Genomic DNA, 15,428 nt, shown 5'->3' with positions numbered 1-15,428 from the left:
GCTAACTATTATTCTGTGTTTCGAGTTTTAGTGACGGACGTAGCCACAAATATATAATTAGTCCCCAAAATGGTATTAAACGGACTAGCCAGAGTATTTTGTCGTTATCCCATTGACGACGCGCCATATCATCTTTCACTAGCCATGACTGAAATAACCAGAATACTAGCATATCTACCACAAAAGAATATGCGAGGCGATCGCTAAATAATAATTCTAATAAATCTTGCCAACGGGTTGTAATATCACCGTACTCAGGACGGGCTAATACAGCCCAACTCAAGGAAACCACAAAAAAACCAGCCAAAATTGAAGGTAAAACTCGGCTTTCGCCTACTTTTTCCACAAATGTCAACGAATTTGTTGCTACTTGCGGATTTACTTGACGCAACCCCAACCAAGGAAGAAAAAAGACATTGGTGAGTAATGCGGTACCAATTAAGAATGTCATCATCGAAAATCGCTGGTTGCGCCCATCAATTATAAAACCCCAAAATAATAATCCCCAAGTCACCACAATGTTAAATAATCCCTCTAGTACGGGATTATTAATTGGCGCTTCACTGGGGAAAATGATTGGTAATACTAACCAAAAATTCATACTCAAATTGAATATTTCTGCTAATGTTTTGGGTGTGACATGCAGCAGCGACTCTCCCGGTGGAATATCGCTTAATAATAAATAACCAACATAAATTAACCACACAGTCCAGATGAATATTCTGGACAAATTTACCGATAAATCATGGGTAGAATTGGCAATAAATTGTTTTACTTCGCTGAACATTACTTTTTACGGCTATTGTTACTAATAACTTTTATCCCTAAAATTTTCAGAGTTTCGTGATAATCACTAATCGTCAGAGAAGTCAACTCTTGACCCAACAAATAAAAGCTACCCATAACTTTAACAGAATTAGACCTTCCATTTGTCGCTTTGTGAAGTGTGATTGTGGCATGTTTTTGATTGTTTACACCCTTGAGGAGAAAAATCCCAGCAAAATTGAAGCTACCAGATGTAACTAATTGATCATGATTAACGCTGGCATTAATATCGGCAAAGGTGTAACCTAAAAACTTCAGATTACCAGCAATACTGGCAGAATTATTCAGAGAATTATTCATGCCTTTAAACAGTGTAACTGTAGCACCATCAAAAGCTAATATCCCAAAATTCAAATTACTCCTAGCTTGTAAACCTCGTTCACTGAGGCTGATACCTGATGCAGTAAATTTTTTACCCAAAACAGTTATATCACCTGCACCCAGCAACTTTTTATTAATTAAATCAAGCTGTAAATTCGGCACACTGATATTTAAGATATTACCGAAATTAATTGCTGTATTATTAATTTCTATATTTTGCCGATTTAATGATAATGTGCCGTTCCCCAAAGACTGGTTAAAAGCAAAAATATTTGCTGTACCTGTGGCACTTTGGTTGTTCAAGTCAACTGTCAGGTTTGGAATAACTAAACTTAAGAAACCTGCTAAACCTAGCTGGACATTGTTTAAATTAATCTTATCTTTGCTAACATCAAAGGTAATACTTGCTAAAGTATTGCCCAAAATAGAAACTGTGCCGAAGCCACTGCCTTTACCAGATTTTCTATCAATACTTAAGGCATCAACATCAATACTCACTAGATTAGCTAAACTGATATCAAAGTTTTTAAGTATTGATTGTTCCGGCGTAATTTTAAATTCTACATTGGCAATTTCTTGCCCAAACATTTCTATATAACCATCTCCTTGAAGATAATGTTCATCAGGAGTTACCTTGATAGATAAATCTAAACTATCATCATCTGTGCCTTTAATTTTCAGAAACTCTAAATCGATTTCTGGAACTTTTAATGAACCATCAATATGCTGAAAAGCTTTATCACCTTGCAAACTTAAAATTGCTGCATGACCCCAAGCATTAACTTTACCATTAATTTCTAAACCTTCTAATATAGACTGTCCGGCAATAATTGTTGGGAATGGTACATACTTAATTAAGGGGTTAAGTATACCGTCTCCATCTCTATCAAGGGGTTCAATGCTTAAGTTGAGTAAGTTTTCTAAAAACCCTAAAGCTTGATTAACTAACTCAATAGAATAGCCTACTTGCTTGGTAATAAAAGATGTGACTGGCCCCCGCCATAATTCTATTAAGCTAACCGGTTGCTTAGGGTTTAAAATTAACGCTAATCTTTCAGGATCATTAGTATCCATGAGAAATGCAACTTCCAAATCAGTCTTTTCCCATTTCAAATCACCAATGAAGCCAAAATTATCAAAGTAAGGAGGTAAATATGTCCCACCTCCTTGAAACCTGACATTGCGAAGTTCAGTTCCAACTAAACCGTAAGGATTACACCAAGGTTTTTCGCTTTGCTGACTGAAGAATGCTGTTAAAGATTCTGGTTCGAGAGAGATATTACCAGATAGCGATAGTTTGGGTTCTTGTTCTTGGGTGGTATCGTAGCCTTCAAGAATTAAGTTTCCTGTAATTCCAAAGTTTGGTTCTAAATCAGTTCCAATATTTAAATTGATCAGTAAGTTATTGAAAGTAGCCTTAAATGGTTCTTGGCAAAATAGCTGAATATTACCGGCGACATTACCTATTAATTTAACTTCTCCTATCGGCTGAAAGCTAATCATGGCTGCGAATTTAGCCATACCTAAGTTGTTACAAATAAAGCCACGCAAATTTGGAGGTAAGCTATTTAAGTCAATATCTCCAATAAAGTTAATTCCTTGGCTTAACTTGATGCTGCCTAACTTTGAATGAGTCAAACAATAGCTGGTGTCATTTAGAATGAGTTCTGTACTTCCCAGTTTTAAATCGTTGATGATGGGTATTGTATTTGTTAAAGACTTAAAGCTGAAATTTTTTGGTAGTTTATATTTTAATGTAGTTATTTTGCCAAAGGTTACTTCTATTTTTTGTTTATTTAGTAAACCTTTAACGGTGAGTTCGGTTTTCTGTCCCTTTTGAGAGACTGTATATTTGGGATTAGATATAGTAATTTTATGACTACCGAATATGGCATTTATTATGCTATCGAGTGCCACCTTCATGTACGGCAGTGTACTATGAAGGTTAAAAATTTTATTTAAATCTAAATCTAAATCATGATTATTATCTAACTGAATTTCTGAGTTTGATTTAGCTAGATTGGCAAAATCTAAAGAGTCTAGTTTGAGTTTGAGATAATCAGGTAGGATAATTGCTGATGATTTAAGAATATTCGGCATAAGTACATTATCGTAAAAGTATTTTATAGCATTTATTAATTAAATATACAAAAGCTTACTATAGCAATCCTAAATTAGTCGTGAAAAACATAGATATGGAAACGAACCGCAAAGAACGCCTAGACACGAAGTGGCTTCCCGAAGGGTAGGACGCAAAGGTAAGAAAGAAGAAAAAGATATAGAAATTTTACAAATGATTTAGGAATGCTATAAAAACCCGTATATACGCGCAGAAAATTTTATCAAAATAAATTAGCCCTACCTTTTTAAGTAGGGCTAATCGCTATGATTTATCTCTGGTGAAATTGATTGTTAGGCGATGTTTAATTCAACGCGGACAATTAAATCGTTGAAATCGCGATCGCCACCTCTTGGCAAATCTTCAAAGCCAAAGATATTATTACCTAATAAAGTAATTTGGTCTGTTTGTCTGGTGTTAGCACCTAAGAAGGGGAAGTAAACCGCCGGATTTCTGGGGTTGCTATCTAACACTGATTCTGGTGTGTCATTGACAATAATAAATGGTGCATAGATATAACCTCCTTGCAGGGTTGCAGAGTAGGTTGTTATCCCACGGTTGGCTGTTAAGTCAATCCCTGAAACACGGTTGCGGACAGCCGCTTCGGTGTAACCAGCTTGTCCGGGTAAGATATCTGCTTGGCCATCACCGTTGAGGTCAATACCGCCGTTTACATCGCTGACTCGGTAGAAACTGGCGTAGTTTCTAAAACTTGCATCTTTGCTAACGATAAAATCAGCAGTAACTAATTCTGTGACGTTACGCAAGTCAATGAGTTCGGCTTGCGATTGACCTTGCAAAGCTGTACCAATTGGTAAAACTGTGTCGGTTGATTGGATATTTACCACTAAATCTTGGAAAGGCTGACCATTTCCTGGTTGAAATTCCCAAGCGAGGGAGAATTTATCGTTACCTAAGTTGGTGATTCTTTGGGTGTTGGGATTAGCGAAAATGACGCTGTTGCTGGGGATATTACCAGCGCGGACAGCATCACTTGTACCATTGTTCACCACATAAAATCTGAGTTGGTCGCCGGAATCAAATTCCAGTAATCGGGAAACATCGGCGTTGTTTAAGCCGCGATTCACCGCCGAGAAGATGGTTCTAGCCCTTTCTAAAGCGGCTGCGGTGTAACCTGCTTCGCCTGGGGCGATACCGTTGATTCTACCTGCGGCATCATCTACGGTAAACACACCAAGTTCATTGGTACGGTTGGAACCGCGTCTGGTGAGGTCTACTTGCAGTCGGGTTTTGGCACCACTACCCTTGATTGTGAATATATCAGTATTGGGAGTTTGGGCGAGAGAGCGATCGCTATCGGCAATAGTAACAGTTGCGGTGGTGTTAGTTCTGGCAAGGTCGTAGTTGTTACCATCAACTAACGTTAAAGTTACTGTTTCATTGCTTTCTACCAAGTTGTCATCAATTGGTTTAACGGCTATATCCACGTAGGAACTACCAGCCGCGATGGTGGCTGTACCTGTGAGGCTGTCGTAATCACTACCGTTAGTGGCAGTTCCACCAACAGTATAGTTGAAGGTTAAAGCTGTATTGGTATTACCAGCGCGAGAAATGCGGAAGGTTGCAGGGGTGGAATTTCCTTCTGTGGCATTTGGCGTGGTGCTTGTAACACTAATCACACCAGTAGTTAAATTCAGGGGCTTGTCTAGATGCAGGAGAATAATTTCGTTGTTGTCGATGTCTCCTGGTCTGCCTTGGGAGAAGGGATAATTATTATCGTTGGCAACCAAGATGGTGTTCGCATCCAATACCAACACATCTTCAATAGTGACGAAGGGGAAGGTAAATTTTGTACTACCGTCTCGATTCAAGTCATTGGGGTCTTGAATATTCAGCAAATCAGCAACTTCTTGTTTTTCCACAAAGCCATTAGCATCGCGTTTTGAGAAGTCAACTTTGAAGATTTTCTTGAATTGGGCGGCGCTACCTTGCAGACCATCCCGTTCAATTACCAGATATTCATTTTCGTTGATGACGGTGAAATCACCAATGGCATAACTGGGGTTATCCAAACGGTAATAACCAACCAAACCTTGATATTGTTCTGAGGCGACATCAAATTTATAAATCCGCAGTGAACCAGCAGGGTCGCCAGCCACAGTACCTTCTAATAATGGGTACAAAGTTTGTCTGTCGGGACTGATGGCTAAACCTTCAAAACCTCTAGAACCACCAAGGTTAGCAACGGCTGGCTGTCCAACAAATTGGTCGCGGACTAAATCACCGACACCGGGGAAATCGGTAAAGTAAGCATCTACACCCAACTCGATGAACTGTCTGTATTCTGCCAGTGGGTCGCCGTTGTAATCGGATGCTAAAAACACGCTTTCACTGCGGAAGGTATAAGGATGTACCTGCAAACCTGCGGCGTGGGCATCTTGTACTAAAGTTGTGGGCGTACCCAAGACTCTATCTGCATCGGTAATTGAACCATCACCATCGAGGTCATCTGGTCTACCATCACTGTTACGGTCTACTGTTGTCGCGGGGATAATCAGGCGTTTGTTAGGCCCAATCCCGACTGCGTAAGTGGCGATCGCGGCTAGTCCTGTTGGTCTAATTAAGTCGCCGTAGGTGCGAGTATCACCATTAAATTGGAAGTCGTAAGGTTGACTTGTCGCGCCCCCAATTAACTGAATCAAGGGGATATTAATTCTGGCGGCGGGTAAGATATTTTGTTTCAATTCCCGCAGATTACCCACCTCAAAGGATTGAATAAATACTCTGTCGGGATCAGTAAAGTTTTCCGCAACTAAAACATTTACCAGCAATTGTCCCAGACTGGTATTGATGGGTGTACCATCGATGCGTCTACCTTCAACAGCAAAGTAAGTCGGGTGTTTGGTTTCGGGATAAATGCCGATTTTCCGCCCAGTTTCGGCTTCTACTTGCTGCACCAAATCAATAATTTCTTCGAGGGTAGGAACTTTCAACCCATCATTGTTAAATCTGGTTCCGCGCAAGCCCGGTAAGCGTTCAATTGCATTCAGAGTTTTGATTTCTGCTAAGGTGAGGTCTTCGGTAAACCAACCTCTGATAGTTCTACCATCAATAACTTTGGTCGTCAGTCGGTCAGCAAACTCAGGACGCAGGTAAATATCGGTGCTAGTGTCAGTCAGATTAACTGAACCATCATTGTTGAGAATTGCCAAAGCATTTTCGTGACGGGCGATTAAACGTCCATCTTTGGTAGCTACTAAGTCAGGTTCGATGAAATCTGCACCTTGAGCGATCGCTAGTCTGTATGCTTCTAAAGTATGTTCTGGTCTTTCACCACTCGCGCCACGATGTCCAATAACTAATGGTGCATCACCACTTAAAGTATTAAAATCTTGCAGGTTGCGGACATCGGGGTTTTGCGGCGACCTGACAAACTGCCCTGTTAACTGGTCACGCACAAAATCACCAGTACCGGGGAAGTCTGTAAAGTAACCATCTACGCCCAACTGAATAAACTGGCGAAACTCCGCTTGAGGATCACCGTTGTAGTCTGATGCGAGATAACGCCCTTCGTTGCGGAATGTATAAGGATGGACTAACAAGCCAGCAGTATGGGCATCATTCACCAAAGAGGTTGGTGTAGTTAAGGTTTTATCTGCGTCGTTAACTAATCCATCACCATTGACATCATCAGCTTGACCATCGCCGTTAGCATCCACACCGCGAACCGAAACAATCATCCGCTTCCAAGGGCCGATTCCTTCAGCGTAGGTGGCAATTTCTCGCAAACCTTCGGGGGTTCTTAAGTCGCCGTAGGTGCGAGTATCGCCACTTACTTCAAAGTCAAAAGGTTGATAGTCAATCAGCGAACCATCCAGATTGACATCACGGGCATCCAATAACTGAATTAGCGGTAAGTCAATACCAGCCGCAGGTAAAATCACATCATTGAGTTGCCTGAGATTACCGACCTCGAAAGATTGAATAAATACGCGATTGGGGTCAGTAAAGTCATTGGCAACTAACAAATCAACTAACTTTTGACTGATATCTTGATTGATTGGTGTGCCATCTAAACGAGTACCAACTGATGCAAAGTAGGTGGGGTGCTTAGTTTCGGGATAAATGCCGATTTTCTTACCTGTATCTGCTTCTACCTGCTTCACTAAATCAATGATTTCTTGCAAGGTAGGAATTTCGTACAAGTCGTTAAAGGCTTGAGTACGGAAACTTGGCTGGATTCTGGCGCGGAGGGTTTTAATTTCTGCTAGGGTGAAGTCTTCAACAAAGAAACCTTCCTCAGCGATACCATCTACAATTTTAGTTCTAAGGCGATCGGCAAATTCAGGATGATCTAAAACGTTGGTAGTGTTAATAATATTCGGTTCGTGACGGGCAATCAACACACCATCTTTTGTCACCACTAAGTCCGGTTCAATGAAGTCTGCACCTCTTTGAATCGCCAACATATAAGAACCAAGGGTGTGTTCTGGTAGTTCACCGCTTGCGCCTCGGTGTCCAATCACAATTGGTGCTTGACCATCTAAAGTATTGAGATTGGTAATGTTGGGTGTGGGAATCGGTGCATCTAACAGTTTGCCGGTTGCATCAAAGTGCAGTAAGTAAGGGCCAAACTCATCGCCAATCCAGAAAGTACCATCTTCCGCAATTACGAAAGATTCAATATCAAAATCTGCACCAGTTAATAGGCGATCGCTGGTGTTTTCATTCACAATTTGGAAAGGAACTTTATTATCTGGGTCAGATAGCTGAATAAAGTTCAAAATATTGACGCTTCCGTTACCCCCTGGTTCTGCACCCCGGAAACTGGGATCAGCACGATAAATCCGCAACAGATAGTCAGCACTGTTACTTTGACTGCCAAAACCGTTGTCAGAGAGGAAATAGAAGGAATTATCATCAGCCCTCTGCACACCACTAAACCCTTGTATCGGTTGGGCGGCGAAGGGGACATTCCGGCCGTTGGTTCCGGTAATTGCACTACCAGACCTTGGCCCCTCAGCAAAGGTATCAGCAGGAAGTGAAGCAAAGCCTTTGAGGGTGACTCTGGGAACAAACTGGGAAGTATCAGGATTGCGGGGATCGTAACCTGTGGTATCGATGGTTAAAGCCTCTGGGAAAGCATTGGCGATATTTTGCCAAGGAACAAATTTAAAGTTACTGCTGATGTTTTCAATTTCCCCGTCATCTTCTACAAGTACGGCGGGATCATTAGAACCGTCTTGGGTGATAAACACGCCTGATGGAAAGTTGGGGCCTAAAGGCACATTGATCACATCTGCACCATCAGACTCCTGCACACTATCAATTGACCCGTTATTCCCGATCGCAAAACTACCTATATACTCGTTATTACCAGCACGGTTGTAAGCCACAAAGGTGTTATCGCCTTGGCTAGAAGCTAACAAATAGCCTTGACCATCACTACCGTAGTAAATTGTTAATCCTTCAACATCGTTGGTAAGATTACTACCACCCAAATCGCGGACGCGATCAATCAGTGTACCTGTATTGTTTCCAAAAGGTTCTGCGTCAAATTTCCAGATACCGACATCTTCTTGACCAATGTAGAGATAACCTGTTTCTTGGTCAACTACCATCCCTTCTGTTTGCGGCGATCGCCCTGCTGTGGTCGGAATGGTAAACTGTCTAACTAGTTCTGCACCAATTTGACCATTACCTTTGTCTATTAATCTTAATTGGGCTACGTCTCCAGTTTCCCGACGGCTAACAAAGGCATAGTAATCATTGCTTTGGGGACTGCGGTATAGCGCCAAACCGTAAGCACTGCGTTCGTCGGATGAATAAGGCGGTTCAAAAGGTGCTGCTTGAAAAATAGTACCAAGACTGCTATCGGTGATGTCTTCTAAATATGCACCGGGGGTTGTAGGGTTGGGATTAATTTTGAAGATTGCTAGTTGATCATTTTCGCGATCGCTGGCTACGGCAATATCAATGGTTTGATTCCCCAACTTAAATCCATATTGCAAATCAATATTGTTGTAGCGAATATCCCCAGGATTGAAGGTTTGCAACAGTTCCCCAGACAAGTTGTAAACTCGCAACCCACCATTTTTCACTGAGGTTAATACCAAGCTGTCGGCGGAATTTGTGGCGTTGACATAAATCGCTGGATCATCTGCATCAGCATTTTGGATATCATCATCCAACAAAGCGGGGCTGGTTTCGACAGTCGGTGCAACGGTGGGAATTAAATCTGCACCCAAAGTTAGAATTTGGGTAAACTGAGTGGCGCTGAAGTTGTTGTCACTCACCAGAACAATTGATTGACGACCATCTGGTAAGGTGGGGCCAAATTCTATCCCTTCGATGTTATCCAAGCCAGTGGGCAAATCCAAATCATTCAAATTCAACAGCAAGCGTTTTTGGGCTGGTTGAATTGCAGCTAATTCTGCCGCAGTCAAACTACTAAGTGAGTTGATGCTGCTGATATCAGTTGCACCTTGGAGAGAGATTTCGTAGATTTTGATTGTATTGCCTGTACCAGGAACGCCTGTAGAAAAAGAACGTTCTACAGCGAGTATTGTCCCGCGATTATCAATAGCTAGTAAATCTACTAAGCCGTTGGTGCTAAATGCAGTATTTGGTACTGGTGTTTCTGCTACTGGGTCAGTGACATACAAATATTCTTTTGTTGGCTGTCCTGTAGTCAAATCATATTGCAAGATGCGCGAAGGTGTACCCGCAGCCAAAGAAGCCACAGCCCCATCTTGGAATAAAGCATTTTCGGTGGCGGTGAATAAAGTTGTTTGGTCTGGGGTAATGGTGAGACTTTCCAAAGCCAAGTTATTTCTGACACCAGAGGTTTGGGTATCACCTGTATTAATCAAACCATCGCTGTTAGTATCTTGAACTACTGGTAAGAATTTAGTCGGGATAGTCAGCGATCGCAATTCTTGACCTGTAGTCAGAGAAAATTCCCTGACAAACGGATTTGTTACCCGACCAGCCCCAGGATTAACTTCCCCTTCCGAAGAAATGAAAACTGTATTGTTGTTAGTTAATACAATGTCTTCTGGGTCTAAACTCAAGGCTGGAAATAAATTACCATTGGTATCTCTCAGGGGAGTGACGTTAGTAAAAGTCACATTATTAGTAGCAGGATCACCAGTGAAAGTATAAAAGCGGGCAGGGCCAATTTGGGAGCGATCGTCCGAAATGGCATAGTAACGATTATTAGCAGCATCGTAAGCAAGACCAGATAAACCACCTACTTGAGTTGGCGTACCATTAACAATTCCTGCTACACCAGTAGGAATAAAACCTGTAGCAAAAATCTGTTGTCCTAAAAATTCTATGTTGGTGATAGTTTTACCAGCTTGCATATTTTTGGGTATCGATAAATCAGGATTCAGAGAAGCGATTTCCACTTGTACTCACTAAAAATTCGTGAGTTGATATGATGTGCAACTTATTTGTTTAACCCCTCTCCCAACCTCTCTCCGCTTCGGGGAGAGGCTTTGAATATTGCTCCCCTTCCCTACGAGGGAAGGGGTTGGGGGTTAGGTTGGTTTGAGATAAAGTTGCACACGGCGTGAGTTTGTGAACAGGCGATTGCAAATTTGGCAAGACAATATAAACTGCAAAGATGCACTTTACAGCTTGGGCGATCGCACCATGAGATAACTGTGATATTCAGTGCTTCACGCTATCCCAGCTAGGTTAAGAAATGCCTAGCAAAAGGTTAATTAAACTTCCTTCCCTGAACCAAGATTCATCGAGAATATTGCAGCTTTTTTCCAGAGGATTTTGGAAAAGTCAGCTTGTTAGTGTAGCGCCTGTTTGAGGAGAAGAGGCGGACAAGAGGAGGAAATAACAAAATTAGATTCTGCACCAGGGAATATGGTGTAAATTTGACTGGGCTGAAATTTTATTTTGTGGCATTATAATAGTTGTACTCCGATATGGGGATTACATGAAGGTGATCGCAGACTCTTGGCCGAGGGCGATCGCTTTTTCCATAATCTAGACATAAGGTATAAAATTATATTCAAGTATCAATATTGCTAAAGGCTTGTGGTATAGCCCTGCTTTTTTTCCTGATGACTTTTGCAAGATGTCTAATGTAGACAATCAGGAGAAAATGGCAAATGAGCAACAACTTGGTAGAATCCTACTAGCCGTTCAAGAGAGATGGAGAAAAGGGTTAAGAAACATTGCAACTTTCAGGCGCTTTTAGTGTTTTTTTGTTGCGATGTTTCTCCCTTCACTAGCGTCTATAGCAGTCCTAGTTGATATGTGAACAACAAAGACAAGGAGACAAGGAAGACAGGGTAGACAAGGGAGAGATGTTTATAAATCATTTAGGATTGCTATACATTTGCTAATCTCTGGTTATACATTTTCCAATTTTAAAGTTTTGCGACAATTTTCTTATGACAACCGCAATGTCTGATCAAAATACTGCCGATTTAGCTGCCGATGATTATGTTGTTATTGGCTTGGCAACCTGCTTTATTAAAGAAGATGGGGAAGTTCATCAAGTTGAAGTTATAGAACCAATTCCCTCTGCATCTTTAGAAACCTTAATAAACGATATTCCAACTTCCTATAAACTGGCTTATGCCACAACTATAGGCGCAGTTTTGGAAGGTGAAACGCCGTTATTACCCCCAGGTTTTCCTGCTTCGGCGCAGTTTGGTGAAGAATTTGCCCAAAGAGTGTTTGCAGCAGCGCGGACTTATAAACGCAGCGAAAGCAGCAAAAATTTAATTCCTTTGGGTGCGACTTACACGGATTTCAAGTATTCTACTGAACGTAAACGAGTGTTAAATGCTGCCAGAGTTGTCACTAAAGAAGACAATGTGAAACAGCATTCACATACACATAAGGTTCTTTAAATAGCAAGTGGTTATGCTAAAACTTTACGGTAGTGCCTTTAGTCGGGCGGCGATCGCCAAATGGTATCTCGAAGAACTAGAACTTCCCTATGAGTTTGTTCAGCTAGATATGCAAGCAGGCGCACACTTACAGCCCGAATACTTGCAAATTAACCCGATGGGGAAAGTCCCGGCAATAGTCGATGGTGATTTTCAGCTTTGGGAATCTGGGGCAATTTTGCTGTATTTGAATGAAAAGTATGGTAAGTTCCCAGGTTCGCCAGAAGAACGGGCGAAAATTTATCAATGGGTGTTATTTGCTAACTCTACCTTATCGGCAGGAATTTTCACAGAATCAACCAGAGAACGGGAAGTACCCCGCTTGTTAACTCCACTAAATGAGATTTTTCAACAACAACCCTTCATTCTAGGTGATGAATTTACCGTTGCAGACGTAGCGGTGGGTTCAGTTCTCTCTTACATCCCAATGATGCTGAAACTCGACCTCAGTGCTTACCCAGAAATTTTGGCATATCTAAAGCGAATATCTGAACGTCCAGCATTTAAAAAAAGCATTGGTGGAAGGAGTTAAAAATTAAGAGTGCTGAGTTGAAAGTGCTGAGTGCTGAGTTAAAAGACAACCCACTCATAGCTAAAACATCAAATACAATTTGTTTAGAGTTAAGAGTTATTACTCAGCACTCAGCACTCAGCACTCAGCACTCATTACTCATTACTCAGCACTTTATCTACCACTTTTAAGGCTTGGTCAATTTCTGCCTCGCTGACAATTAGCGGTGGGACAAAGCGCACCACTTTTGGCCCGGCGGGGACAAGTAGTAAACCTTCAGCAATGGCGGCGTTGACAACTTCACCAGCAGTTAGGGGAATGTCAGCAACTAACTCCATTCCATTGATTAAGCCCCAACCCCGCACATCAGAAATATACTGGGGATATTTAGCTGCGATCGCTTTTAATCCAGTACGTAACTGTTCTCCCCTCTCACGGACGTTCTGCAAAATATTTTCTTTTTCCAAGGTTTGGCAAACACTCAGCGCCACACCGCAAACAAAAGGATTCCCACCAAAGGTACTGGCGTGTTCTCCTGGCTGAAAAACATCACAGAATTTTTTACTCATCATCGCGCCAATGGGGATTCCGCCGCCCAAACCTTTGGCGCTGGTGAAAATATCGGGTTCGACACCGAGATGTTCATAACCCCATAAATTACCACTGCGTCCCATTCCGACTTGCACTTCATCAAAAATCAACAAAATGCCGGTTTCATCACAAATCCGCCGCAGTTTTTGGAAGTAAGCCACATCACCAGGACGTACGCCGCCTTCACCTTGCAATGGTTCTAATAAAATCGCCGCAACGCGATAATCACCTTCATCTAACTCACTAATGGCTGTTTCGACAGCAGTAATATCGTTATAAGGTACGTAATGGAAACCAGGAACCAAGGGATCAAAGTATTTTTGATACTTGGGTTGTCCGGTGGCGGTAATCGTTGCTAAAGTCCGCCCATGAAAACTCGCATTCGCCGTTAAAATAATAGGCTTTTCTATTTCTAGAACTGTATGGGCATATTTACGCGCTAATTTAATCGCCGCTTCATTCGCCTCGGCTCCAGAGTTACAGAAAAATACGCGATCGGCACAGGAATGTTGGATAATCCATTTGGCTAATTCCCCTTGTTCGGGAATGTAGTACAAATTAGAAACGTGATGCAGCTTTTGAATTTGGCGTGTCACAGCTTCAACCATTGCTGGGTGAGCATGTCCTAGGGTACAAGTGGCAATCCCCGCCACGAAATCTAGGTATTCCCGCCCCTGTGTATCCCAAACGCGGCATCCTGTACCTTTTTCTAAGGCTAAAGGAAACCGACCATAAGTTGACATCACGGCTTCGTTAAAACTATCCGAATCAAAAGGAATAGATGACACTGAACCTGATGCTGGGGGGATGCTGGCTTCTTCAACTAGAGTTTGTAAGCTCACTAACCGCTCCTCCTGAAAATTTTTAATTCTACACTCACTTACTAGTTTCCTCGAAATTGTTAAAAATTTCTTGTGATTGATCGCAAATCATGATTTCTTTTAGGCTAACGCTTAAATATCCTTAAACGAAGAACACTGGTGAGAGATAACTTTGTATTCCACTCTTGAGAGAAAGTATCAACGTATCCAAAAAGAACTAATGGCAGGGGCGATCGCTCTTGGCGGCGTGTTCCTGATTGGCACTTTGTGGTACAAATTAGTTGAAGGCTGGTCATGGGAAGATTCAGCCTACATGACCGTGATTACCCTAGCCACTGTGGGATATGGAGAAACACACCCACTCGGTAGCCGTGGACGCTTGTTTACCATTGCCTTGATTTTATTGGGTGTAATTAATATTGGTTACATTGTCAATCGATTTACAGAAGCCATCATCGAAGGCTACTTTCAAGAAGGAATTCGGCTACGACAACAGAGGCGCGTAATGGAATCCTTGACAGAACATTATATTATTTGTGGATTTAGTCGCACTGGTCGGCAAATTGCTAGAGAATTTCGGGCAGAAGGTGTACCTTTTGTAGTCATAGATTCCGAGATTGAATCGGTGCAGAGAGCGCAGACGGAAGGTTATGTCGTATACCAGGGCGACGCGACTTTAGATGATACGCTGTTCCATGTGGGGATTGACAGAGCGATTTGTATAGTTGCCGCCCTACCTTCGGATGCGGAAAATTTATATACAGTATTATCAGCAAAAACATTAAATCCAGATATTCGGGCGATCGCTCGCGCTAGTACAGAAGAAGCATTACAAAAATTACAGCGTGGTGGGGCAGATGCCGTAATTTCACCATACATTACCGGAGGGAAACGGATGGCCGCAGCAGCCTTGAGACCACAAGTATTAGATTTTGTAGATGGCATTCTTTCGGGTGCAGACAGGCAGTTGTATATGGAAGAATTTTTACTCGATTCGAGTTTGTCTCCCTTTGTCGGACAAACCTTGCAAAAAGCCAAACTGCGATCGCAAACTGGTGCATTAGTCTTAGCCATTCGCCGCGTTGATGGTAATCTGATTGGCGGCCCCACTGGTGATACTGTCTTAATGCCAGGAGATACCCTAATTTGTATGGGGACAGCCGAACAGTTACGCAGTCTCAACCAAGTTTTGGTTCCCATTGGTTCGCACATATTACGCAAGCCGAAAAATCAGTGATTGGTGACAAATGACAGAGGTGCAATTTGGGAGAGCGATCGCTATTTCCTTCCCCTAAACTGCTATCTTTGCAACAATAGTAAATATTCACCCAACCCTACTCCTACTTGATTGGTGAGCG

7 protein-coding genes are annotated in these 15,428 nt (G+C 42.0%); 3 read left to right on the top strand and 4 right to left on the bottom strand.

Features of this window, described 5'->3' with window-relative positions; translation table 11 throughout:
- Position 1 precedes the first annotated feature (1 nt).
- The 3 genes from H6G77_RS17595 to H6G77_RS17585 form a co-directional block, all read right to left on the bottom strand.
- Positions 2-787: a hypothetical protein gene (locus H6G77_RS17595; RefSeq protein WP_190872249.1), complete on the bottom strand. Its 786-nt coding sequence runs from the start codon at positions 785-787 to the stop codon at positions 2-4.
- Positions 787-3,246 (bottom strand): hypothetical protein, encoded by a 2,460-nt coding sequence (locus tag H6G77_RS17590; RefSeq protein ID WP_199331547.1) that lies wholly within the window; start codon positions 3,244-3,246, stop codon positions 787-789. The genes H6G77_RS17595 and H6G77_RS17590 overlap by 1 nt, the downstream gene beginning before the upstream one ends.
- A gap of 312 nt (positions 3,247-3,558) precedes the next feature.
- Positions 3,559-10,638, bottom strand: coding sequence for a phytase (locus H6G77_RS17585; protein WP_313954508.1), 7,080 nt, complete (start codon positions 10,636-10,638; stop codon positions 3,559-3,561).
- 1,005 nt (positions 10,639-11,643) lie between these two features.
- Here H6G77_RS17585 and H6G77_RS17580 point away from each other — a divergent pair.
- Both H6G77_RS17580 and H6G77_RS17575 read left to right on the top strand, forming a co-directional pair.
- Positions 11,644-12,108, top strand: a complete 465-nt coding sequence (locus H6G77_RS17580; protein ID WP_190588457.1) for a hypothetical protein — start codon at positions 11,644-11,646, stop codon at positions 12,106-12,108.
- A gap of 13 nt (positions 12,109-12,121) precedes the next feature.
- The gene (locus H6G77_RS17575; protein ID WP_190588458.1) at positions 12,122-12,679 is read left to right on the top strand and encodes a glutathione S-transferase family protein; all 558 of its coding nucleotides are present in this window, start codon (positions 12,122-12,124) and stop codon (positions 12,677-12,679) included.
- 134 nt (positions 12,680-12,813) lie between these two features.
- Here H6G77_RS17575 and H6G77_RS17570 read toward each other — a convergent pair whose 3' ends face one another.
- Complete coding sequence (locus H6G77_RS17570; RefSeq protein WP_190872248.1) at positions 12,814-14,091, bottom strand: aspartate aminotransferase family protein; 1,278 nt, start codon at positions 14,089-14,091, stop codon at positions 12,814-12,816.
- Positions 14,092-14,242: 151 nt separating this feature from the next.
- On the opposite strand from H6G77_RS17570, the gene H6G77_RS17565 reads away from it, so the two are divergent.
- Positions 14,243-15,307, top strand: coding sequence for a TrkA family potassium uptake protein (locus H6G77_RS17565; protein WP_277877227.1), 1,065 nt, complete (start codon positions 14,243-14,245; stop codon positions 15,305-15,307).
- Positions 15,308-15,428: the final 121 nt, after the last annotated feature.

Origin of the sequence: Aulosira sp. FACHB-615 (assembly GCF_014698045.1) — a bacterium.
Lineage (GTDB): Bacteria > Cyanobacteriota > Cyanobacteriia > Cyanobacteriales > Nostocaceae > Nostoc_B.
The sequence above is the reverse complement of the archived record's forward strand: the minus strand, read 5'-3'. Positions and strand labels throughout refer to the sequence as shown.